This window comes from Lysinibacillus sp. RC79 (genome assembly GCF_041262405.1).
In the GTDB taxonomy this organism is placed as follows: Bacteria; Bacillota; Bacilli; order Bacillales_A; family Planococcaceae; genus Lysinibacillus.
In genome coordinates, this window is record NZ_JBGCCD010000010.1 from 66673 (window position 1) to 88768 (window position 22096).

Consider the following 22096-nt stretch of genomic DNA (forward strand, 5'->3'; position numbering starts at 1 on the left):
TATCAAAATTTATCAGCTTGTTCCTCTAGTTGACTTATTACATTTTTTAATCGTCTTAATGTATCTTTTTGAGTCGTATTGTCGGTAGTATCAGCATCAGTACTTAATTTTGTGACACTATTTTTTATTAAATTCAAGTCTTCTTTATAGCGCTTCAATAGGTCAAGTTCTACATCCACTTGGCTAGCAAATGTATGCAAATCATGTTGCATAAGAAGAAGCATTGATTTTTGTAAATCTGCTATCGTTAGTTTCGTAGTTAAATCATATAATTTTTGATTTTGTTGCTCCAAATCATCTAAAAATGCTCGTTGTTCTGCCTTTAGATTATTTACTTCAGCGAAAGTACTATATGTTTTTTTGATTCTTTCTGGGTCAATTGCTTTCATAAGGTCATACTCTTTCGCTTTTGTAGCTGCAGCTGCAGCAATTTCACCTTTTTTATTTTCCTCAATTGCTTCACGAGCTTCTTTTTTGGCAGCTTCAATCTCTAAAGCAGATTTACCCTTTTCTTTTGCTTCTTGCTCAGCTTTTTCCTCTGCTTCTAAAATAGATTTATTTATTTCTTTTCCTTTGTTATACGCTGCCGCTGCTGTTTGAGCAGCTGGCTCGATAATATCTTTTGTAAGACTATAAATCTCTTGGAATATTTTAAGTCCTTGTACATTTAAAGCCCCTGGTAGAAATGCTATTTGCTGTAAATCATTTTGAATTAATTTTTTAGTGTCTAGTAATTCGTCTTTTAGTTTGTCTATCTTCCCTGTTCCCTCTAAACTTAGTACTCCCTGAGCTTTTGTCACATCAGTATCGAGATCTTTAAGTTTTTTATCAAGCTGTAATTTAAGATCTGTTAATTCATTAATCTGAAGTTGCACGTTTTCTTGATTAGTCATAGCCATTTCTTGAAGGACTTCTAATCTATCCAAAAAACCTTCTATTTCATCCTTATTATCTACATATCCTTTTAATGTTGGATAATAGTTATTAAATTTAGTGGCAAACCCTTTACTTTTCGAATTTATTAGCATTAACTTTGGATAGTGTTCCGATGACCATTCTTTCATATCCTGTTTTATTAGAAATTGCTCTGTGTTTAAAGCTGGTACTTCCTCTAGCTGTACATTAGGGCTTATTAAAGCCTGATCTATATACATTTGAATCAATTTAGACTGTGCACCTAATTTTCTTAAAGATGAGGAAATAGCCATGTTCTCTTCTTGAATTTCCGCTTGAACTATAGGCGTTGTAAAAGTATATATAGGAATAGCCCCCGTAGTAACAATGGACGTCATCATTAATCCTGTAATTATTTTCTTTTTCATTTTATTTACCTCCTTATACTTATAGTTTTAGGAAAGATCCTCGCTAGAATAATCCGCACTTTCCTGTAATGTAAATTTTAGGTATAGTCACATTTTTTAGCAAATCGCAGTGAAATTAATCTATTTTATGTGCAAAATAGTTTATTTCACTGTAATTTTGATTTTAAAATAGATTAATATGAGCAAAATTAAAATGAAAGTGTCATAATATGATGGAAATCAGCAGATTGAAGTTGCAATATTGACATATTTTTGCCAATGGAAAAGAAAATAAATCTTCAAAATTTAGACATATTGGTCATTTTAGAAAGGACGTGTTTTATTAGGATAGAAAGGCGCAATGAATACTTTTGTTGGTATATTTTATTAACAGAAAACTTTCTATTCCTTATTTAGATAGAAAACTAAAAAAACCAATTGCAGATTAAAAATTGCAATTGGTTCTTAGAGTAGATTTTTGATTTGTTTAGTAGAAAATGATTATCCCCTACCTGAAAAAGTGTAAATTAAGATTGGACTTTCATCCAGCGTGCATTTCTCCCTTTTGAAATAAGTTTGATTTCACCTAATATTTGCAAATCAGTTAAAGCTTTACTAATTGTACTTTCAGCTATATCTGGATAAATATTTCGAATGCATTCTTTTGTAAAAGGTTGTTTTTGATTATGAATAAAATTCTGAATTCGCTCTACCTTAGTATGTTTACATATAGAATCCAATACTCTGCTATGTAGATCTTTATAAGCCTCTAACATAATAATTAAGAACTCTTTTAACCAGAAGCTAATATTATGCCCATTACAGTACCAATTAACCGATGATTTATATATGGCTTCATAGTATTCTGATTCTCTTTTTTTTATATATTCATCTAAACAAACATATTTTACAAATGTATGTCCGCTTTTTACTAATAGTAATTGCATGAACATAAGCGTTAATCTACCATTGCCTTGACTAAAAGGGATTATGCAATAAAGATTCAATATAAAACGAGCTATCAATATAAGTGTAGGTAACTCTTTTTTACGGTTTAATAAATTGTACTGGTTGCATAATTGTTCAACAGCTCGTGGAATATTTTCAGGTGGAAAAGGACGATAACAAATCGTATGCATCCCTTTTTCAGGAAGTCCTGGGATAGAGAATGGCTTTTGGCGCCATTTTGCACCGTCAGAGGTATTATAATGAATTAATTGAAAATGCAATTCTTGTATAGTATCTGGACTAATAGAAAAAGTACAAGACTTTTTATGTACAAGAGTCAAAGTTTCATAAAAACAAAATATTGCATCTTCCGAAATGGATTGGGGTATCATATCATCTAAAATAAGTTCTTTTAATCTCTTATTTGAAACTTTTATATCCTCATAAACTGAAATATAGTTTTTTATGTATTGTAGGGGTATAGCTTTTTCAAGGCTAGTGAATATATCAGGTCTTTGCTCTTTATAAGCGGTCAACATTCCTTTATACTCACTAATTTCACTGACTAAGTTTATTAGTTGTTGCTCAATATTCATGTACGGGTCTTCGAAAAAATTTCTCATTTGGTTCCTCCTGTTACTATCTCACAATGCTCTATTACAGTAATAAATTTTATATTTTTTAGGAATTCCTAATGTTATTCGAATAACATCCGGTTTAATAGAGCTTTTACTTTCTAAAAGAGGATTAATTTATTATTCAAATTTATGTATAAAGTTACTACGGATTTCGAAATCGTTAGACGTTAGACATTATTAAATATCGGAATATTATCATTAAAATGTACTGATTTTTATTTTATTTTTTTGTGACATTTTATAAATGTATTTTTCTTATAGTTGTAATACATTTAGTAAATGAACATAAATAAAAATTTATTCCCACTAAAATTCGTAACAAATCAATTATGCCTCGGCATAATTGTGTCCGGAATTGGCTTTGTGCTTAGGCCTGCATGAGGGCCGACACGATGTTCCGTGACATCCGCCGGAGACTTTAGGCCAACAAGTGTTTTTGTGCGAAAGCGTAGCGGCGGCAACAGATGTTTTTTGTGCGAAAGCGTAGCAGCAGCAACAGATGTTTTTGTAGATAAATTGCCACAGGACGTGGCGTTCTTAGACTGAATTCCTCTATTTCAGCGGATGTTTGAAAGAAGTTAAATTAATTAACGAGCCCTTTATTATACTCAATCCATTTTTCCATTTCTCTCTCCACTGCTCGATTTTGCCATTCAAACCAAATTCCATAGCATTCACTACAGTGACTGTCTACGCCATTTTTTTTATGCAAATCTTTATATGTAAACAAGGTCTTTTTACGACAACTGTAGCAGTAGATTTCTTTTTCTTTATAAAATTCCATAACTAATTCCCCCTCCATTTACACATAATCATTTCCATTTTTTAAATAAATTATTCTGAAGTATAGCTTCATTCCAATCCTAGCCTTTTTATTTTGTATTTGAAAAATAAAAAGAAGAGCCAATAAAAGTTAGCTCCTCTACTTCAAAATATATTTTTTTCTGTCTCAATGACTATTTCTTTAAAAATATCCCATCACCAACTTTTTTTCGCCTCATATTCTATAGAATCAGACCTATGTTGAGGGGGAAAAGTATGGGGATTGAATTGACAGCTCTCCATTGGATTTACGTTGTTTTTATTGTCCTTATTATTGGATTTATGGTTAAACGTCGAGATACCACCCTCATTTGTGTACTAGGCATCTTCATGTTAGCAATCGTTGCTACAGGCGATATAACTTCGTCCATTAGTGGTGTTTTTAACAGTTTTATTTATGCTATCACCGAGCTATTGTCGACCATTCTCATTATTTCTATTATCGTAGCCATGAGTCGGGTCATGATGACTTCTGGTATTAATGAGGTCATGATTGCGCCTTTTACTAAAATTATTAAAACACCCACTTTAGCTTATTGGACGATTGGTCTGTTAATGATGTGTATCTCTTGGTTTTTCTGGCCTTCACCTGCTGTTGCTCTATTAGGGGCAGTTTTGTTACCTGTTGCTCTACGTGCAGGCTTACCAGCACTTGGTGTGGCGATGGCGATGAATTTATTTGGTCACGGAATCGCTCTATCGAGTGATTTTGTTATACAAGGAGCTCCGAAGCTAACGGCGGATGCTGCTGGTATTCCAGTTAGTGAGGTAATGACTGCTAGTATTCCCCTTGTTATTACAATGGGCGTTGTTACTACGGTAGTCGCCTATATCTTATTACGACGTGATATGAAGCGTGGATCAGCGAATTTATATGCAACAAATGACACAAATGAAGATGTAGAACAAGTAGCTGATGAAAACCTCCTAACACTCGGGCAAAAACGCTTTTTCGCAGTACTTATTCCAATTGCCTTTGTACTCGATGTCATCGCAATGTCTATATTAAAATTACAAGGCGGAGATGCAACAGCTTTAATAGGAGGGACTTCTGTCTTTATCCTACTATTGCTTTGTGTTGTAGCCCACAAAAAACAAGGGCTTGAAAAGACAACAAGCTATTTTATTCAAGGATTCCAATTCGGATTTAAAGTGTTTGGACCGGTTATTCCAATCGCAGCCTTTTTCTATCTAGGAGATTCCGGATTTACGAAAATTATTGGTGACTACTTACCAGCCGCTTCACACGGTATTGTCAACGATCTCGGTGTAGGCCTAGCAGCGGTAGTTCCATTAACAAAGGGAATTGCAGTCGTCACTTTAGCAGTCGTTGGCGCCATTACAGGCTTAGACGGTTCTGGTTTCTCAGGTATTTCCTTAGCAGGTTCCGTCGGTAGTCTGTTTGGCAATGCTATTGGCGGAGGTACTGCAACGTTAACAGCTTTAGGACAAATAACAGCGATTTGGGTTGGAGGAGGAACATTAATTCCTTGGGCTTTAATCCCTGCTGCTGCTATTTGCAATGTTAGCCCCTTCGAACTTGCAAGGCGTAATTTATTGCCCGTGGCGATTGGTCTTGTGATTACAACCATTGTGGCGGTGTTTTTAATATAACATCTTAAAAGTAAGGAACTCTTTTTATGGTTTCTTACTTTTTTATTTTCCACACAATCTCAACGGTATGATTTAACTATATAAATTAGAAAGGAGATGATTTCAATGAAAGTTTCCTATTGGCGTGGAGAAAAAATACGGTTGAAGGCGGCCAGGTCTGAGGACATTCATATATTTGAAAAAGATGATGACATACTTAAAAACCTTGATTCAATCGCTTTCCCTCGGACAAATCAGCAAATTGAAGAATGGATAAATGAAATATCACAAGGGGCATCTACTGACAGTGATGATTTTTACTGGATTGCGGAGGATGCTTCAAACAATGTCGTGGGGACAATTGAGGTTTCTGGTTGTAATGCAAAGAATGGAACCTTTGATTATGCTATAACGGTATTTCCCTCACATAGAGGAAAAGGATATGCAAAAGATATGATTTTAACGATTTTAAAGCATTATTTCTTTGAACTTCGCTATCAGAAAGCAACAATTTGTGTTTACTCCTTTAATGCATCTTCATTAGCTCTACATAAAAAACTACGATTTGTTGAGGAAGGCCGGCTAAGAAATATGATTTATACAAATGGTGTCTTTTATGACAAGGTCTATTTTGGGATGACTAAGGATGAGTTTACTAAAATACACCCTAATCAATAAGAGATGGCTTCTGTACATTGCAGAAGTCATCTCTTTTTCTTTTAAGGCTCAATATAATATTTTCGCAAATGCTCATAAAACATCTGCTGTAGTTGATGTTCATTAATACCTAAAACATAAGCTTCACACATTATTTGTTCGACCTTTATAGATATTTGTTGAAGGTTAACATCCTTTGCTTCAGCAGACTTATTAACAATTGCTTTTGAGCTAGGTTTTATATCGATTATCCCCTTCTTTTGAAGCTCTTTATAGCTTTTATGAACGGTATGAAGATTGAGGTTTGTTTGAGCTGCTAAATCACGAATGGAGGGCAATGGGTCACCATTTTGCAAATTTCCTGTCGCTATTTCAAAAAGTAATTGCTGGGTTAACTGTTGATAGAGAGGAATGTTACTCTTTGAATCTATTTTTACATTCAATTGTTTAGGATCCTTTCATATGGCTCTTCGCCAAAAGTTAAGAACTTCATTTGTTAAAACATATATCATGGATATTAGTTGATCAGAGTGAAGACTGGGCGACTCCTCGGGGATCAGCATCACAGATGAGACCCTGGAGCGAGCTTTGCAGGGGAACGAAGGCTAAAACCATCACGTCCTGTGATAACGCCTTCGTGACCAACATCCTGCTGTTGCTGACGCTTCGTTAGCACTACGCTTTCGCGCAAAAACATCCTGCCGCTGACGCTTCGCTTTCGCGCAAAAAACATCTGTTGGCCCAAGCGGCTCATCGGACGCCGCCAGGAAAGAGCCCAGTCGGAACGAAAATCAACACCACGTTATGGTAATAAGCCTTTCATATTCTTATAAAATGTTTTGTAAATTAATGTGATTGAACATAGAATTACAATCATCAAAATAATTACGGCTGTCATCAACGGAGAAACATCGAAAGTAAGTAAGCTAAAATGAAGAAGTCCGATGACAATCAATAATGGGAATCCATATAACAGGCTTATTAATACTGTAGGATTTGATTTTATTGCTTCAGATGGATTAGACCATTCAAGTAAAGGATGCCTTCTATCATAAAGCGGGGACAATAAATTATACGTAATGACTAATAGTAATGTAATCAATAAATGTAGTCCCGTAATAATATCGCCTCTACCAAATAACATGTAAATAATATAGCTTATTACAACCGATATTGTGCCGATACATGATGAAGTCATAACTTTTGCTAGATACACCTTTTGTGGATCAAATGGCAACGTCATGCTAGATGCATAGTATTTTCCCTCTCTTGAATAGGGAGTTCCACTAATATTGTTCATACAACTCATCAACAAAACCATATAGACAAAAAGAAAAGATTCATTGTTCACAATCCATTCAGCCTTTAAAATATTCGTCTGTACGAGAAAAATGATTGTACAAATTGGCGTTAAAATGATCCCTAAAATAGCTTGCATTTTAAAGTATGGTTCAGACTGAATAATCCAATATTCACGTTGCAAATAATTGACCAAACTACTTTGAATATCTCTCCCCCAAACTTTGGTCGTTTTTTCTATTCTGTTTACTAGCAAGCCATGTTCATAATACTTAGACGCAATCATTTTTATAGTTGATTTAAACAATAAATAACATAGTACGAATAATAAGATGAAACTTATTGCAGTATTTAATGACAAAAACGTCTCCACGACTGATTGTTGCATTGCAAATCGATAACCTATACCGAGAAAATCTGAAATTGAAGCACTTAAGGATGATATTGTTGAAGCATCTAATTTCGCTAAAACAATGCTGATAGCATGATAATTATTTATTAGAAAGTACAATATTGGGCTTATTCCAATACCTACTATAAGAATCATCCTAACAAGCAAATACACGGATGTATTAATAAATACACTGCGATAATGATTCAAAATGGATAATAAAAATAGAAGGAACAGTACAATTAAAACGTTCATGATAAGTAAAAATGCAATTGATTTTACAGCAATACCTAGATTAAACTCTATCAGTAATATGAAAAATGTTGGTATTGATAGAATACTTACTACCATCATTGGTAAAGCTACTCCACTTATTATTTTCGACATCACTACCCGCTTTGCAGAAATGGGTAAATGAGCAAATATAGCAAAATCACTTTGACTAAACACTACAGAGATAGCAAAATAAGAAATCAATATATACGTCATACCATTTGAAAGAAGAATATTGTAAAATAAATACTCCTCTGGGGTCGCTATAAAATAAATACTTAGAGTAAGCACAAAATACTGAGTGGCTACATAAATGAATGCCATCAATAGGAGTACTTGAATTACTGGCTGCTTTGGCTTTGCATAAAAGGATGTTAAAAAGAATTTGATTAATTGCATATTATCCTTCATTAGCTTGTTTCTCCATAAAAATAGTCTCTAAGCTCCCATCGACTAGCAATTTCTCAACACGCTCATGTAAGACAATCTTTCCATCTTTTAAAAACGAAATGGATTGACAAATTTTCTCGGCAACATCTAACAAATGAGTTGAAAAGAGAACGGTCCCACCCTTTTCAACATACTCTTTCATACAATTTTTAAAAGCAACGACAGCAAGTGGATCTAATCCATTTAACGGCTCATCCATAATTAGGATGGGCGGACTAATTGTAAAAGCAGTAATCAACGCAATCTTATGAAGCATTCCATAAGAATACGTTCCCATAGGCTTATAAATACTTTTTTCCATACCAAAGACGCTAATAAAGTTTTGTAGTTTTTCATCATCAGTCTTTTCATATAGCTTCAAAACAAAATGTATCCAATCATATGCAGCTATATTTGGAAATACATGAATCGTATCGGGTATAAAATAAAATTGCTTTTTATATTCGAGCGATTGCGATTTCGAAACATTATTAATTATTATTTTCCCGCAATTTTGTTCTACTAATCCAGCAATACAATTTAATGTCGTTGTTTTACCTGCACCATTCCCACCAACAAACGCCAGTATTTCTCCCTTTTCTATTTTTAACTCTACACCCTTCAAAACCTCATGCTGTCCATATGATTTCTGTAAATTTTCTATCGATAACAATTTCATCACCTCATCCCATATCATTTATACCACCTAATGTTTGATCAACTAATGAAAAAGTGACTTAAATCCTATTCATCACCCCATAAAGTGGCAGGGGACATCTGTACCTGTCGCTTCGCTTTCGCACAGAAAACATCTTGTTGCTGTCGCTCCGCTTTCGCACAGAAAACATCTGCTGAAAGAAGTTAAAATTTCTTTTTCGCTATGAAACTTTGCATAGTAATGATCATCAATACAACTAACAGCAGTGTTACTATAATATTGATGCCATACCAAGATCCCACATCACCCGACATTAGAATATTTGTTGCATACATACTATTACTAGCAGGATTAACAATGTCCATTAATGGATGTAGCCCAGCGATAAAACGACATATTAATAGGACAACGATACTTATTAGTGCAATAAATGCAGGACTTTTAAAAAATGTACTCATCATCGCAACAAACGTTATGATGAATAACAGCCAAACACAATAAAATGCAAAAGCCCACATAGCTTGTGTCATAGGAACAGTAGTAAATAAATACGCTGAATAGCCATAGGATGCTGCATAGCCAAGAGCTATACATATAACAGCCAATATATAATGAATGATGATTTTACTATTTAAATAAGATGATATCGATACTGGCCTTGTTAAGATAAATGCCATCATGCCATTTGCTTTTTCCCCTTGAATAATACTCATAGTGGCAACGACCAGAATAATAATACCTAGCTGATCAAACTGTGAATTTAATGTTGAGGCAAGTACCTCCTGTCCCACAGGCTTTGCCATCGTAGGATCAATTATTATACCTTGAACACCACCAGCTGATTGTAAAATAACAGGTAAATAATACATCATAATCGGTTGTGTTAGCCCTAGTAAAATAAATACGATTGGGAGCCACAATATTTTAAACTCCCTTGCCATTTGATGTACTTCTTTTTTGCTTAATTCGATAAAAGCATTCATTCACTTACACCACCAATTCTAAAAAGATTTCTTCTAGATTGTCTTGAATACCCACTTCAAATTTAGTAAACATCACTTTTGAATCCAGTCCGTGCTGTATTAATCGATTAGCATCTGTTTCCAAATTTTCAACGTGTATTTTGAAACCATTTCCACAGCTTTCGATTTTCTGCACATAAGATAATTGTTCAAGCATTGTTAACCACTGAAAATCTACCTTGCGAATCATTAAAAAGATAGCTGATTCTTGATGGCGCTCAAGTAACTCTGATTTTGTAGCATCCTCTATTTTGTGACCATTTTTAATCATCACAAAGCGCTCACAAATTTCCTCCGCATCGCTCAATATATGCGTTGATATTAAAACTGTCGTTTCTTTTTTTATCTCTTTTAATAGATTTAACACTTCTCTTCTCCCTATTGGATCTAGCGCTGATACCGGTTCATCCATAATCATTAAAGCTGGCTTATGCAACAATGCTTGTGCAATGCCAAGGCGTTGCTTCATACCACCTGAAAATGTCCCGACATGAATATGTGCTTCTTTCCCTAAGCCTACCTTTTCTAAAAGTAATGGAATTTCTTTCTGCAATTCATTTTTTGATATGCCTGAAAGTGTTCCCATAAAGGACAATGTTTCAAATGCTGTCATCCATGAGAAAAAATTAGGATACTGAGGTAAATAACCAATGTGATTTTTCATAGATGAAATCTTTTGACCATTAAGAAGAACTTCTCCTTTGTCTGCAATCAGAATGTCGGCAATGATTTGAATTAATGTTGATTTCCCTGCTCCATTTGGTCCAATTAATCCGACACACTCATTAGCATCAATGACCATTGAAAAATCATTCACGGCTGTTTTTTGTTTAAACTTTTTCGTAATATTTTTAATCTCTAAGCGCACGTTTATTTACATCCTTCCTACCAATAATGAAGTATAGAACAGAACCAATTGAGTTACAGAACAAAATAATAATTGTCCACATCAGTATGTTTTCTCGCGTATCTCGGTGCCGATATAAATCGAATAATGCAACAATGATTAGAACAAATCCTACGAATAAAAATGGCAAAATGATTGGAAGTATACTTGCCCAATCCAGTTGGCTTAACTCATCAAAACCATAGTGTAATTTCATGCCTAAAACCTCCATTCATTATCATTATCAATAATGATAACATAAGATGTAAAAAATTTCATTACCTTTCTACTGTACATCTGTAAAAAATATATATAGTATAGTTATTGATAATGTTCTCATATTGATAACATTTGATTGCTTCCCTTGATACCATCTGATAGGAGGATCGTTTTATGCGGAATAAGGCAGAGACTTTAATGCACCCTGTGAGAATGAAAATTTTCCAAGCTCTGATGCACAATAAAGAAGAAGGTTTAAGCACTTTGGAGATGATTTCTATTATAAAGGATGTACCTCAGGCTACTTTATATCGACACATCCAAATTTTAGTAGATGAAAATATCATAAAAATTGTGAAAGAGCGAAAAGTACGTTCTGTTACAGAGAAATTTTATGCATTAAATGAAGGAGCAGAAAAACTTAGTCAGGAGGATTGGACACAACTAACGATCAAACAAAAATTAAATTATGTTTCCAACTATCAATTAACTTTACTATCTCAATATCAAAATTATTTACATTCACTTAGTGAAGAAGAAAGACTTGCAGATTTAGCAACTTTTTCATTTATTGATTTAACATTAACGACTGATCAATTTATGAGCTTTGAAAATGAATTAAACGATTTAATAATTAAATACTATAATATGACCGACTCAAACAATGATGAGACAAAAACAATAGCTATAAATATTATTCCAAAACCTTAAGTATGATTTTTACGTAAAGAAATGGAGAAGATTTATGAAAAGAAGAAAGTCAGTTGAAAACACACGAAAATTTATCATGATTATTATTGGCGCCATCATCGCAGCATATGGACTAGAAGCGGTATTAATTCCAAACGATGTCATTGATGGTGGCGTGACAGGTATTAGTATTATGGGAGCACACCTCTTTGGTATTCCATTAGGCTTACTGCTCTTTGTATTAAACATTCCTTTTATTTGGATTGGTTACAAACAAGTAGGTAAAACTTTTGCATTGATGAGTAGTGCTGGGATAGCAGCTCTCTCTATTTCCACAGTGCTTATGCATGATGTTAAAACAATTTTAGGTCCAAATGATCCGTTATTAATTGTTTTATCTGGTGGTATGCTACTAGGTGTTGGGATTGGGATTGTCTTACGTAACGGTGGCGCTTTAGATGGCTCTGAGGTTTTAGCCGTGTTACTATCACGTAAAATTCCGTTTTCAGTCGGGGATATTATATTATTTATTAATGCCTTTATTTTCTTAGGGGCAAGCTTTATTTTTGGCTTAGAAAGCGCATTATACTCAGCTTTAACGTACTATATTGCGAAAAACGTTATCGATATTATTCAAGTAGGTTTAGAAAAATCAAAAGATGTTCGTGTTGTCAGTGCAAAATCAGAGGAAATTGGTGATGCGATCCAAGCTCGTTTAGGACGTGGTGTTACATATACTAAAGGGCGTGGCGGTTTCTCCAATGAACCTACTGATATATTAAACTGTGTCATTAACCGTATGGAAGAAAATAAACTTGTATCGATTATTAAAGATATTGATGAAGGTGCCTTCGTAGTTATTTCTGATGTTTCAGAGGTACGTGGTGGGAACTTCAAAAAACGTGATATCCACTAAAACAAAAGTAAGTAAGTCTCTCGTTGACTTACTTACTTTTTTGTCTATTTACTTACGTTGAACTAAGGCGTTATCGACTCTGCTGTAGCATTTTCATTTGTAATTTTAATATTCTCGTATAGCCGCTAGCTCTCCTACTTTTTCTTTTTCATATTTTAATCCACTAATAAGACATAATGCTCCTACTACTACAACGGCTGTTGCTCCAAATAAGGCATACTGATAGCTATTCGTATAATTAGCTAATGCTCCTGCAAGTGAAGGACCTAACATTTGTCCCAAAGCATAACCAGCAGTTAGGTAACCTAATATTTGGTGACTGTTCACAGGCACTATTTGTCTTGCCAATGTTGTAGCTACTGTTGTAATTCCCATAAAAGTGGCTCCAAAAATAAAGGCACTTGTATTGAGTGTCATTGTATTTGTCGCAAATGCTGGTAAAACAATGCCTAACCCTTGAAATAGCATGGAAATCAATAATGTTCTCACATAGCCGTATCGCTGTGCCAGCTTAGACCAAACAATGCAGGATGGAATCGCTGCAATCCCGACAACAAACCATACAAAGCTAGCATCACCATGAAAGTTTGTTGATTCTTCTGCGATTGACACGATAAATGTTCCCGTGACAATATAGCCAAGGCCCTCGAAGCTATAAGCTAAAATGAGCCACTTCATCCATGTCGTAGGTGGAACTTTTTGTAACGCTACTGTTTGACTTGGCTTCTGTTGTGTATATTGTTGAGTAACTGGCTTTATGAACCATACGATGAATACAAGCAATATGACACTAAACAACGCCAAAGCAACCCATGTTCCACTCCAATCAAACATTGCATGTATGGGTGACACCATAACCGCACTTAAGGCAATTCCTGTACCTACCCCGCTATAAAAAAGCCCTGATAAATGCGATTTGCTATTCCCAGCTAACTGATCGAGTACAAGGCTAGCAGCAACTACAAAGATAAATGCACTCATAATCCCTGAAATAAAGCGAAGTACATACCAAGCGATAATAGCATCTGTAAAGCCCATCATAGCCGTTGTCAAAATACTAATAACGAGCGCTATTTGTAAAAACGGAATACGTTTATCCCCAATTTGTAAGCGACCAGCCACTAATGCCCCTACCAAGTATCCTAAATAATTACTCGTTGCTAGAAAACCTGCTGTGGCACGACTAAAGGCAAAAGTATCTTGCATATACGGCAAGATAACCGTATAGGAAAAACGACCAATACTCATAGCAATGACTAATGAAAAAATGCCTCCTACTAAATATTGAACTGTTTGCTTGTGCATATTTTCCCTCCCCTCCTTCTCACTATAACGAAAATTCAGATATCACAAATAGTACGAATTCGTTATAATAGATATCAAATAAATTGATGGCTGGAGGGAACATATTGAATATTAACGATCTCTTAATTTTTCGGACAGTCGTGCAAACAGGTAGCTTCTCCAAGGCTGCTACAGAACTTAATTACACACAATCCAACATCTCTATGAAAATACAAAATCTTGAGGCCATGTATCAAACAACCTTTTTTTATCGAGGACATCGAGGTATTCGATTGACACCAAAGGGAGAACAATTTTATGAAATGGTATTAAAAATGCTATATCTCTATGAAAAATCCTTTGAAATACTTCAGGATACCGAGGAAAATAGAGGACTTTTACGTATCGGTTCAATGGAAACGACTGCGGCACTACACTTACCTACCTTGTTAACTACTTTCCATAAAGCCCATGAACAGGTGGACATCACGATATTGACAAGTCCATCTCAACAAAATATCGAACGGCTAGAAAACTATGAATTAGATGGTGCGTTTGTAAATGGACCCGTTTATAAAGAAAATATCCTTGCGAAGGAATTTGTTTATGAGGAGCTTGTTGTCATCACATCTAGCGAGCATAAACGAATTGATAGCCAACGAGATTTAGAGGACAGCACATTTATTACTTTTCCTCAAGGCTGCTCATATAGAGCGATTTGGGAGCATTGGTTGCGTGAGGACGGTGTGCAACCAAAAAAGCGTATGGAATTTGGCACCCTCGACGGAATCATTGGCTGTGTTGCTGCTGGGCTAGGTGTAACTTTACTACCACGTGCAATCGCTCAAAGATATATGGATACACAGTCACTGTCGCTGCACATACTAGCAACAAAGCAGGCTCAAATCCCGACCTGGTTTATTTATCGCAATGACGAAGTACAATCACCTGCACTAAAATATTTTCTAGAGACGATTGATGCATACAAATATCCGTCGATTTGAGGTGTCTATCCGTTGTTTAGAGGCAGAGGCTATCCATCATTTTGATGGGTCTATCCACACTTTGAGGCGAGGCCATCCATCATTTTGATAGTTCTATCCATCATTTTGACGGTTCTATCCATCTTTTTGACGATTCTATCCGTCACTTTGAGGCGGGGCTATCTATCATATTGATAGTTCTATCCATAATTTTGAGGATTCTATCCATAATTTCGAGGATTCTTTCCTTCACTTTGATGGTTCTTTCCATCGCTTTTAATATGATGATATAAAAAAGGAGAAATAAATGGACTTATTTATCGCAAGTAATCGGCAATTACCTATCCGTTATTACGACAATGAAGCGATTTGGATTCATCGTGGTTGCTTAAGTTTACATCAATTATCACTACCTTTTTTTGTAGAAGTAGAAATGAAAGAACCACTTCATTTATTGAAAATAATAGAATATGTTCAAGAAGTCCAACAACAATATAGCTATACAGAAATTCAAATTATTATTAAGGACAGAAATGTTTTAATGCACTTACAAAAGATTCTCCCCCACTCTAATGCCAATCATATTCTCACTATTGAGCAACTAATTCGCCCATAAAAAAGGTAGCATTGCTCTAATGCTACCTTCCTATTAATCAATTATGCCTCGGCATAATTGCGTCCGGAGGCTTTAGGCCAACAAATGTTATTTGCGCGAAAGCGAAGCGTCAGCAACAACAGCACGAAGTTGGTCACTCAGTCGTTGCCACAGGACGTAGCGTTCTTAGACTGAGTTCCTCTATTTCAGCTGATGTTTGGACACCCGCTGAAAGAAGTTAAACTGTAGCAGGTAGTTCGATGATAAACTGCAATATTCCTTCCTTATACTTCGCGTCAATTTTACCATCATGTAGTTCTACAATGCTTTTAGCAATAGCAAGTCCAAGTCCTGAACCTTCCGTTACACTAGTTCTGGATTGATCTTTTTTATAAAATCGCTCAAATAAGCTCATTAGCTCTTCGGGTGTAAATTCATTACTTTCATTAGCAACACAAATATGAACATACCTTTCTTTTCTTTCAAGAGAAACAAAAATCTCACCGTCACCCGTACTATATTTAATGGCATTCATTAATAAATTATCAAAGACCCTAACAATTTTTTCAGAATCCACTGTAGCAAAGATACGCTCCTCTGAGAAATTTTTAATAAATGTACGATGGTTTTCCTCTGCTTGCGGAATCAACTCCTCAATTAACTGATCGAGAAGTTCATTGATGCATACCTCTTGTTGCCCAAGGACAATGCTTTCATTCGTTAGCTTCGTATATTCAAATAAATCATCAATTAGGTTTTTTAACTGTTCGGATTTTGAGAAAGCAATCTTTACATACTCATCATATTGCTCCTTCGTATCGTATCTCTCATCTCTTAACAATCGTAAGTAGCCCATAATCGAAGTAAGTGGTGTTCGTAGGTCATGCGAGACATTAGTAATTAATTCATTTTTTTGTTTTTCAATCCTTCGTTCCATCTCTATATTTGTCATAATGGCTTCAGCCATATGATTTACATTCTCTGTTAATAAAGCTATTTCATCTATTCCCTTTTTCTCAATTCGATAGCTTAAATCTCCTTTTGCGATTTCCTTTACCCCCTTCGCCAGCGCCTCAATTTGTTTCATTTTTCGTTTTGTTATATAAAAGAATGAAAAAGTAAAAAAAGCAATTCCAATTAAAGCAGGAATAGGACCCTCTGCTGTTTTAGTAATAACTACACCTTTTGGAATTCCACTGACAAACAAATATAAATCTTTATCTTCTATCGTTAATGGATAAAAGGCAATAAATTCTTGCCTCGAATCCTCGACTTGCGGTGTATCATAATTATAGAATGGGTTGTTGATTGCAAAATCCATTACATGACGAATCTTATTATGCAAATCAATTTGTTCCTCTTCCGCTTGTTTTGTTTTATACAAAACCTTCCCGCGCTCATCGGTAACTAACACTTTCAACGCACTCTGTTTCATTTCCATCTTTACATTTTCATCTTCAATCATTTGCTGTAAAGCTTCAATACTATTTTCACTAACAGCCAAATCTGCTGCACGCTGCGCTTGAAAATTTATTTGCTGCATACCTGCACTATAGTCAATGGTAGGTGTTGCATTGATATTTTCCAAAAATGGCAGACTAGCTCGTGCAACAAGTAAAGCGAGAAATGCACAAAGAATAAAAGTCGTTAAAAGTTGAATTCTGATGCTTTCCCTAACTTTTGTTATAGCACTCATTACAAGTATTTGAAATTTGCTTAGTAAGTATTTGAATGGCTTAATGATCTTTCTCAATTTTATAACCTACTCCCCATACTGTTTTAATATATTGAGGATTTCTTGGGTTCGTCTCAATTCTTTCTCGAATTTTACGTATATGTACCATTACCGTGTTTTCAGACTGTATAGCCTCTTCCTTCCAAACTTTTTCGTAAATTTGCTCAGCGCTCATGACTATGCCTTGATTTCTTGCAAGCAACTCAAGAATTGAAAACTCCCTTGGCGTAAGCTTTACCTTTTCATTGTTGACGATTACTTCATGTGTGTCGGTACTGATTCGCATATCACCAATCTCTATCTCATTCTCGTCCATCATATCTGAACGATTCATTTTGATATATCTACGAAGCTGAGATTTTATGCGCGCAATTAGCTCTAATGGGTTAAAGGGCTTTGTTACATAATCATCTGCCCCTAATGTTAATCCAACGATTTTATCCATATCCTGAGACTTTGCTGACAGCATAATAATTGGCATCTCAGCTATTTCCCTTACCTTCATACACATTTCAATGCCATCCACGTTCGGCATCATAATATCTAGGACAATTAAATGTACTTTATGCTTTTTTAAAAGACTCAAGCCCTCTTCTCCATCACATGCTTCTAGAACTTCATAGCCTTCATTTTTTAAATAAATGGCAATAAGATTTCTAATCTCTTTTTCATCATCAACTATCAGTATTGTTTCTTTAGTCATCTAATCCCACCAAATTTCAAATTATATTAAAATATCAGATATATTAATCTGAACCATAACGTGGGGTTGATTTCCGTTCCGACTGGGCGCTTTCCTGGGGGCGTCCGATGAGCCGCTTCGCTTCGCTGCAGGGTCTCATCTGTGACGCTGATCCCCAAGGAGTCGCCCAGTCTCCACTTCAATCAACCTATTTCTATAATATACTTCCTATCAATAATTACAGTTCCTAATTTTAACTATTTTTTTATTTTTCGTATATAAAAATAATAAAACATTCTACGATACCGACTTTAATTTTCGTGTATAAAAATAATAAAAACATCCTGCAATACTGACGAAAGCGCCAAAGTATATACCGTATTTCGTTGCAAGAACGGAAATATTTTCAATGTGTTTTCCAAAGAACAAACCAAGTGTAAAGTAAATCAATGTCCAAACAAAACCTGCTGTGTAGTAATACAAAGCGTATTTTTTAAACGGCATGTTATTCATACCTACTAAGTATGGAAGTATATGTCTCACAATTGGTATGAAATAGCTTATAACTAAAGCAAAATGACCATACCTGTCTATTAGTTCTTTTGACTGTAATAAATATTTAGCCTTGTTCTTTTTCACCAATTTATCAAGTATTTTATGGCCAAACACTTTTCCAAGGATAAATCCTAAGGAAAGTCCTGAAACTGCGCCAAGATATGTTAATACAAAAGCTTTCAACACACTCATTTTTCCTAACGATGATAAAAATCCACCACTCATAACAATCATCTCATCAGGAAGGGGCATACCTACGATTCCTAGCCATAAGCTGAAAAACAAAGCGAAATAACCGTATTGCTCAATATATGATAAAAGATCTTGTAACCCCATTAACTAGCCCTCACATTTCCAAGTTTGCAGCTGAGCACATAGGCAGGTGGAAGGTTAATCCATACTTTTTCATGAGAAATATCCTCAAAATAATTTTGGATAAAGGATTTCCTAACAAGTGAATATTGGAATGTGATAAATTCTCCGTCCTTTAAGCATTCCTTTACATTTTGTAAAATACGTGATGAAATGGCAGGATTCAATGATGTAAAAGGTAATCCAGATACGACATAATCAATTTTTTTAATCTTTAATGCTGACATGTATATGCATAAATTCTCAGCTGATCCATGTATTACGATTATACTCGGCTCGTGTTCAAATTGTTCACGTAGCTTTTCACAAAAAACTTCATTATTTTCAATAAGAATTAACTTTGTTGACTGTTCTTTTCTTTTCATTAATTCTTTCGTAAAAGAACCTGTACCCGGACCTAGTTCAACAATACATCGGGCATTTTTAAAACAAATTTGGTCGACCATTTTTTTTGCTAATTTTTTTGAACTAGGTGAAATCGCACCTATCGTTTTTGGATGTTTTATAAATTCAGTAAGGAACGTTATTAATTGCATAAATTTTCTCCCCGATCATGAGTAATGTTTAGATACTTTTACTATAAAGAGCATTTCTTAAAGAATTGCGAGGAGATTTCTTAAATTTTTCTTAAGAGTTTACATTATTTAACTGAATTTATAGTAGGCGAACTATGATTAAATCTATATTTTCATGTCCTTTTGTAGGTAGTAATTTAAAGGAAGTTTTATTTATTTATATTTCATCGTATTCTCATGCGGAGTACGATTGGGGTACGGAGCATTTTTGGTACTTGTGGTACCCAAAAATATATGGACAGGTAGTATATATTGAAGCTGATAACTTTAGTTTAAAAAATTAAAAAAGGTCACTCATTATTTTTCAAATGAGTGACTTTCTTTTTCTATAATTCACTAGGTGTTAATTTTCTTGCCTTAAGATTAATTTTAGGTCAACATAAACTCTAATGGATTTGTACTAATAACAGTTCCGTAAACAACAGTAGACAACTTTTGAGCATTTAAAAAACTCCTAAAATCATCTTTTGAACTACGATTATTATTTTTTTTCATTCAAATCATCAGGATAAACAACTTTGTTAATTTCATCTCCATTTGATTCATCTTTAAAAATTACTGTAACTTTAAACTTCTCTGGATCTGTTCCTCCGAAAAGTTGATAATACATTCCCACTATAGCAAGTCCCATTGATGACATAGCATCAAAACTGTTTTCAAACTCTTCTTTATTTACAGTAAGCGTAAACTCCGTAAAAGAATTGTTATAAGTTACATCTTTTATAGAAGTAAAATCATCACTAGTTTTAATCTCTTCCACCGTTTCTAAAACACTTTCTTCCAGCTCTTTCATCATTTTTTTATGAACTGATTTAGACATTTTGTATGTTACTGAACCATCATTATTTTTAATAACTTCTTTAACTCCTTCATTTTTCGCTTCAGTAATCGCTGCATCGATGTCTTGACCTTCAAAGAACGAAGCCGGTATTGTAACTTCAACGTTTAAAAGTCCTTTATCAACTTTTATTGACTCGTCTTGAGATGTTTCTTCTGCTTTTTTGTCAGCACTATCGGTTTTCTTACCACTATCACTTTCTTTATTTTGGCTACATGCTACTAACAAAATAGCTAGTAATAATGTTAGTGGCAATATTAGTAATTTTTTCATTGCTCAAACTCCTTCCTCCACAAATATACATAAAAGGATGGAGATTTACTATACCTAATTTATATCGCTTTTTTCCTTTTGCTACTCGATTTGCTTTTGTGCATAAGAAAAAGCACTCAAAATTAAGAGATATTGAAAATCAATTAGATCCTATTTCCAGACAAATTTCCTAATTACACTTTAGAACGTGCTTTGAGGTAGAAGTTAATAAAAAATTCATAACCATGGGCATAAACCTTTAAGCTCATTTCTACGAAAACACCCAACATTTTTGCAAGATACCTTGAGAAATTAATGAAAGCGTAATACGTTAAATTAGTACCCCTCTCCCCAATACATCAACACTTCTTCACTTTATAAGAATTAAATTTTCCTTAAGAGTCAGAAAAGGTTTTCAGGTAATTGGTTCTAATAATTATTTCCTATACAAAATAGTCATACAATTGCTTCCAGTAGAATAGAAACCTATATAGAGTTACATGGAAAAATAAAGTGGGGTGTGAAAGGATGCTTAAACTAAATGATGCAAAAGAAATGGTACTCGGAGTTGTGCAACATGACCCATTGTTTGTCATAATACAAAATACGCCTTTAGAAGAAATACTTTATAATGACGGATATTTAGCGCAAATTGAAGAATCAGATCATTATTCTATTTCAGAAGTCGCAGGTTGGTTTGACATAACGGATGCGATGCTTCGTTATTACATTAAACCATTCGAACAGTATATTTTTGATAATGCTTCGAATAGCCCAAACACCAATATTCGTTTGAACCTTCCTGCCATCTTAAGACTTCGCATGATTTTACTACTAAAAGATGTACACCGTGTCAAAGGCTTAAAACTTTTACTAGGAATTGATGACAACGGTCAACTTATCAAACACCAAATAACTGCAACAACTATGGGCACTGATGATTTAGCGAATAAAGTTGATGTTCTTGGAAATGTTCTTCAGCAAATGATTCAGACAGGACTTTTTAATATTCTTCCAAACGAAGAACATGGAGCCTTACAAGTAACAATCAATCAAGATTTTCTTGCACAAAACATTCAATTAGTATCCTCAGAATCGAATCTTCAAGTAGAAGAAATTCAAAAAGAAACAGCTGAACTTAAACTAGAAAATGAAAATCTACAAAAACAAATTTCAGAACTGCAAGAGCGTAGCGTAAAGGATATTGTTCAAAAAATTCGTGAGCGTCATATTGAAAATGAAATAGTGTCGACATTACGAACAGAAGCATTACAGCAATTTGCGGTGGAAAATAAGGCCGGCTTTTTCAGAAAAACTTTTCGTTCCTCTCAAATTGAGATGGAAAAGGAGCAATTTGTGTTGAGCTATATTTCGAAGTACCTAGAGGAACGTTTAGAAGTAGCACTGAATAATTATTATGGAGAATAAATATCTTTCCTTTAGAAACCATCTAACTTTTTTCAATTCTCCATTCTTTAAACAC

The 22096-nt window shown here is 34.5% G+C and carries 24 protein-coding genes; 8 read left to right on the plus strand and 16 right to left on the minus strand.

Annotated features, from left to right (window positions below):
• Positions 1 to 2 precede the first annotated feature (2 nt).
• The 3 genes from hblC to ABH968_RS12020 form a co-directional block, all read right to left on the minus strand.
• Positions 3 to 1322, minus strand: coding sequence for a hemolysin BL lytic component L2 (gene hblC / locus ABH968_RS12010; protein ID WP_370044261.1), 1320 nt, complete (start codon positions 1320 to 1322; stop codon positions 3 to 5).
• A gap of 506 nt (positions 1323 to 1828) precedes the next feature.
• Positions 1829 to 2872, minus strand: a complete 1044-nt coding sequence (locus ABH968_RS12015) for a Fic family protein (RefSeq protein WP_370044262.1) — start codon at positions 2870 to 2872, stop codon at positions 1829 to 1831.
• Between the two features lie 598 nt (positions 2873 to 3470).
• Entirely contained in the window at positions 3471 to 3671 is a 201-nt protein-coding gene (locus ABH968_RS12020; RefSeq protein ID WP_370044263.1) for a hypothetical protein, read from the minus strand.
• Between the two features lie 254 nt (positions 3672 to 3925).
• Between ABH968_RS12020 and ABH968_RS12025 the strand changes: the two genes are divergently transcribed.
• The gene (locus ABH968_RS12025; RefSeq protein WP_370044264.1) at positions 3926 to 5323 is read left to right on the plus strand and encodes a hypothetical protein; all 1398 of its coding nucleotides are present in this window, start codon (positions 3926 to 3928) and stop codon (positions 5321 to 5323) included.
• Positions 5324 to 5428: 105 nt separating this feature from the next.
• A complete protein-coding gene (locus tag ABH968_RS12030; RefSeq protein ID WP_370044265.1) occupies positions 5429 to 5980 on the plus strand; it encodes a GNAT family N-acetyltransferase in 552 nt (183 codons plus the stop codon).
• A gap of 41 nt (positions 5981 to 6021) precedes the next feature.
• Here the strand turns inward: ABH968_RS12030 and ABH968_RS12035 are convergent, their stop codons facing one another.
• From ABH968_RS12035 to ABH968_RS12065, 7 genes are all read right to left on the minus strand, one after another.
• The gene (locus ABH968_RS12035) at positions 6022 to 6402 is read right to left on the minus strand and encodes a GntR family transcriptional regulator (protein ID WP_370044266.1); all 381 of its coding nucleotides are present in this window, start codon (positions 6400 to 6402) and stop codon (positions 6022 to 6024) included.
• Between the two features lie 119 nt (positions 6403 to 6521).
• Positions 6522 to 6650 carry a hypothetical protein gene (locus ABH968_RS12040; protein ID WP_370044267.1) on the minus strand — a complete coding sequence of 43 codons (129 nt, stop codon included), beginning with the start codon at positions 6648 to 6650 and terminating at the stop codon, positions 6522 to 6524.
• A 111-nt stretch (positions 6651 to 6761) separates the two neighbouring features.
• Positions 6762 to 8333 (minus strand): hypothetical protein, encoded by a 1572-nt coding sequence (locus ABH968_RS12045; protein WP_370044268.1) that lies wholly within the window; start codon positions 8331 to 8333, stop codon positions 6762 to 6764.
• Positions 8323 to 9048 (minus strand): ABC transporter ATP-binding protein, encoded by a 726-nt coding sequence (locus tag ABH968_RS12050; protein ID WP_370044269.1) that lies wholly within the window; start codon positions 9046 to 9048, stop codon positions 8323 to 8325. Before ABH968_RS12050 ends, ABH968_RS12045 begins: the two co-directional genes overlap by 11 nt.
• Before the next feature lie 164 nt (positions 9049 to 9212).
• Entirely contained in the window at positions 9213 to 9992 is a 780-nt protein-coding gene (locus ABH968_RS12055; protein ID WP_370044270.1) for an ABC transporter permease, read from the minus strand.
• 4 nt (positions 9993 to 9996) lie between these two features.
• On the minus strand, positions 9997 to 10899 hold the full coding sequence (locus ABH968_RS12060; RefSeq protein WP_370044271.1) for an ABC transporter ATP-binding protein: 903 nt from the start codon (positions 10897 to 10899) through the stop codon (positions 9997 to 9999).
• The gene (locus ABH968_RS12065; protein WP_370044272.1) at positions 10883 to 11134 is read right to left on the minus strand and encodes a PLD nuclease N-terminal domain-containing protein; all 252 of its coding nucleotides are present in this window, start codon (positions 11132 to 11134) and stop codon (positions 10883 to 10885) included. The genes ABH968_RS12060 and ABH968_RS12065 overlap by 17 nt, the downstream gene beginning before the upstream one ends.
• A 176-nt stretch (positions 11135 to 11310) precedes the next feature.
• Here ABH968_RS12065 and ABH968_RS12070 point away from each other — a divergent pair, with 176 nt between their 5' ends.
• Together ABH968_RS12070 and ABH968_RS12075 are read left to right on the plus strand one after the other, a co-directional pair.
• Positions 11311 to 11847, plus strand: coding sequence for a helix-turn-helix domain-containing protein (locus ABH968_RS12070; protein WP_370044273.1), 537 nt, complete (start codon positions 11311 to 11313; stop codon positions 11845 to 11847).
• 34 nt (positions 11848 to 11881) lie between these two features.
• Entirely contained in the window at positions 11882 to 12742 is an 861-nt protein-coding gene (locus ABH968_RS12075; RefSeq protein ID WP_370044274.1) for a YitT family protein, read from the plus strand.
• 105 nt (positions 12743 to 12847) lie between these two features.
• On the opposite strand, the gene ABH968_RS12080 is transcribed toward ABH968_RS12075, so the two are convergent.
• Positions 12848 to 14047 carry a YbfB/YjiJ family MFS transporter gene (locus tag ABH968_RS12080; RefSeq protein ID WP_370044275.1) on the minus strand — a complete coding sequence of 400 codons (1200 nt, stop codon included), beginning with the start codon at positions 14045 to 14047 and terminating at the stop codon, positions 12848 to 12850.
• A gap of 104 nt (positions 14048 to 14151) precedes the next feature.
• Between ABH968_RS12080 and ABH968_RS12085 the strand changes: the two genes are divergently transcribed.
• Both ABH968_RS12085 and ABH968_RS12090 read left to right on the plus strand, forming a co-directional pair.
• Positions 14152 to 15030: a LysR family transcriptional regulator gene (locus ABH968_RS12085; RefSeq protein WP_370044276.1), complete on the plus strand. Its 879-nt coding sequence runs from the start codon at positions 14152 to 14154 to the stop codon at positions 15028 to 15030.
• 286 nt (positions 15031 to 15316) lie between these two features.
• Positions 15317 to 15625, plus strand: a complete 309-nt coding sequence (locus tag ABH968_RS12090; RefSeq protein ID WP_370044277.1) for a hypothetical protein — start codon at positions 15317 to 15319, stop codon at positions 15623 to 15625.
• Between the two features lie 217 nt (positions 15626 to 15842).
• Here the strand turns inward: ABH968_RS12090 and ABH968_RS12095 are convergent, their stop codons facing one another.
• The 4 genes from ABH968_RS12095 to ABH968_RS12110 form a co-directional block, all read right to left on the minus strand.
• Positions 15843 to 17357 carry a HAMP domain-containing sensor histidine kinase gene (locus tag ABH968_RS12095; RefSeq protein WP_370044278.1) on the minus strand — a complete coding sequence of 505 codons (1515 nt, stop codon included), beginning with the start codon at positions 17355 to 17357 and terminating at the stop codon, positions 15843 to 15845.
• Entirely contained in the window at positions 17341 to 18042 is a 702-nt protein-coding gene (locus ABH968_RS12100) for a response regulator transcription factor (RefSeq protein ID WP_370044279.1), read from the minus strand. Before ABH968_RS12100 ends, ABH968_RS12095 begins: the two co-directional genes overlap by 17 nt.
• Positions 18043 to 18318: 276 nt before the next feature.
• Positions 18319 to 18912: a DedA family protein gene (locus ABH968_RS12105; protein ID WP_370044280.1), complete on the minus strand. Its 594-nt coding sequence runs from the start codon at positions 18910 to 18912 to the stop codon at positions 18319 to 18321.
• Entirely contained in the window at positions 18912 to 19484 is a 573-nt protein-coding gene (locus tag ABH968_RS12110) for a class I SAM-dependent methyltransferase (RefSeq protein WP_370044281.1), read from the minus strand. The genes ABH968_RS12105 and ABH968_RS12110 overlap by 1 nt, the downstream gene beginning before the upstream one ends.
• A 134-nt stretch (positions 19485 to 19618) precedes the next feature.
• Here ABH968_RS12110 and ABH968_RS12115 point away from each other — a divergent pair, with 134 nt between their 5' ends.
• Positions 19619 to 19807, plus strand: a complete 189-nt coding sequence (locus tag ABH968_RS12115; RefSeq protein ID WP_370044282.1) for a hypothetical protein — start codon at positions 19619 to 19621, stop codon at positions 19805 to 19807.
• Positions 19808 to 20004: 197 nt separating this feature from the next.
• Here the strand turns inward: ABH968_RS12115 and ABH968_RS12120 are convergent, their stop codons facing one another.
• Positions 20005 to 20634: a hypothetical protein gene (locus ABH968_RS12120; RefSeq protein WP_370044283.1), complete on the minus strand. Its 630-nt coding sequence runs from the start codon at positions 20632 to 20634 to the stop codon at positions 20005 to 20007.
• 507 nt (positions 20635 to 21141) lie between these two features.
• On the opposite strand from ABH968_RS12120, the gene ABH968_RS12125 reads away from it, so the two are divergent.
• Positions 21142 to 22041 carry a hypothetical protein gene (locus ABH968_RS12125; RefSeq protein ID WP_370044284.1) on the plus strand — a complete coding sequence of 300 codons (900 nt, stop codon included), beginning with the start codon at positions 21142 to 21144 and terminating at the stop codon, positions 22039 to 22041.
• The last annotated feature ends 55 nt before the right edge of the window (positions 22042 to 22096 follow it).

Bases quoted from the DNA above. Each gene is read 5' to 3' on its own strand.
- ABH968_RS12100 (WP_370044279.1), bottom strand. From the start codon at position 18,042: ATGACTAAAGAAACAATACTGATAGTTGATGATGAAAAAGAGATTAGA.
- ABH968_RS12125 (WP_370044284.1), top strand. From the start codon at position 21,142: ATGCTTAAACTAAATGATGCAAAAGAAATGGTACTCGGAGTTGTGCAA.
- ABH968_RS12115 (WP_370044282.1), top strand. From the start codon at position 19,619: ATGATTAAATCTATATTTTCATGTCCTTTTGTAGGTAGTAATTTAAAG.
- ABH968_RS12090 (WP_370044277.1), top strand. From the start codon at position 15,317: ATGGACTTATTTATCGCAAGTAATCGGCAATTACCTATCCGTTATTAC.
- ABH968_RS12045 (WP_370044268.1), bottom strand. From the start codon at position 8,333: ATGAAGGATAATATGCAATTAATCAAATTCTTTTTAACATCCTTTTAT.
- ABH968_RS12080 (WP_370044275.1), bottom strand. From the start codon at position 14,047: ATGCACAAGCAAACAGTTCAATATTTAGTAGGAGGCATTTTTTCATTA.
- ABH968_RS12055 (WP_370044270.1), bottom strand. From the start codon at position 9,992: ATGAATGCTTTTATCGAATTAAGCAAAAAAGAAGTACATCAAATGGCA.
- ABH968_RS12070 (WP_370044273.1), top strand. From the start codon at position 11,311: ATGCGGAATAAGGCAGAGACTTTAATGCACCCTGTGAGAATGAAAATT.
- ABH968_RS12020 (WP_370044263.1), bottom strand. From the start codon at position 3,671: ATGGAATTTTATAAAGAAAAAGAAATCTACTGCTACAGTTGTCGTAAA.
- ABH968_RS12030 (WP_370044265.1), top strand. From the start codon at position 5,429: ATGAAAGTTTCCTATTGGCGTGGAGAAAAAATACGGTTGAAGGCGGCC.
- ABH968_RS12025 (WP_370044264.1), top strand. From the start codon at position 3,926: ATGGGGATTGAATTGACAGCTCTCCATTGGATTTACGTTGTTTTTATT.
- ABH968_RS12050 (WP_370044269.1), bottom strand. From the start codon at position 9,048: ATGATATGGGATGAGGTGATGAAATTGTTATCGATAGAAAATTTACAG.
- ABH968_RS12105 (WP_370044280.1), bottom strand. From the start codon at position 18,912: ATGGGGTTACAAGATCTTTTATCATATATTGAGCAATACGGTTATTTC.
- ABH968_RS12120 (WP_370044283.1), bottom strand. From the start codon at position 20,634: ATGAAAAAATTACTAATATTGCCACTAACATTATTACTAGCTATTTTG.
- ABH968_RS12065 (WP_370044272.1), bottom strand. From the start codon at position 11,134: ATGAAATTACACTATGGTTTTGATGAGTTAAGCCAACTGGATTGGGCA.
- ABH968_RS12015 (WP_370044262.1), bottom strand. From the start codon at position 2,872: ATGAGAAATTTTTTCGAAGACCCGTACATGAATATTGAGCAACAACTA.
- ABH968_RS12110 (WP_370044281.1), bottom strand. From the start codon at position 19,484: ATGCAATTAATAACGTTCCTTACTGAATTTATAAAACATCCAAAAACG.
- hblC (WP_370044261.1), bottom strand. From the start codon at position 1,322: ATGAAAAAGAAAATAATTACAGGATTAATGATGACGTCCATTGTTACT.
- ABH968_RS12075 (WP_370044274.1), top strand. From the start codon at position 11,882: ATGAAAAGAAGAAAGTCAGTTGAAAACACACGAAAATTTATCATGATT.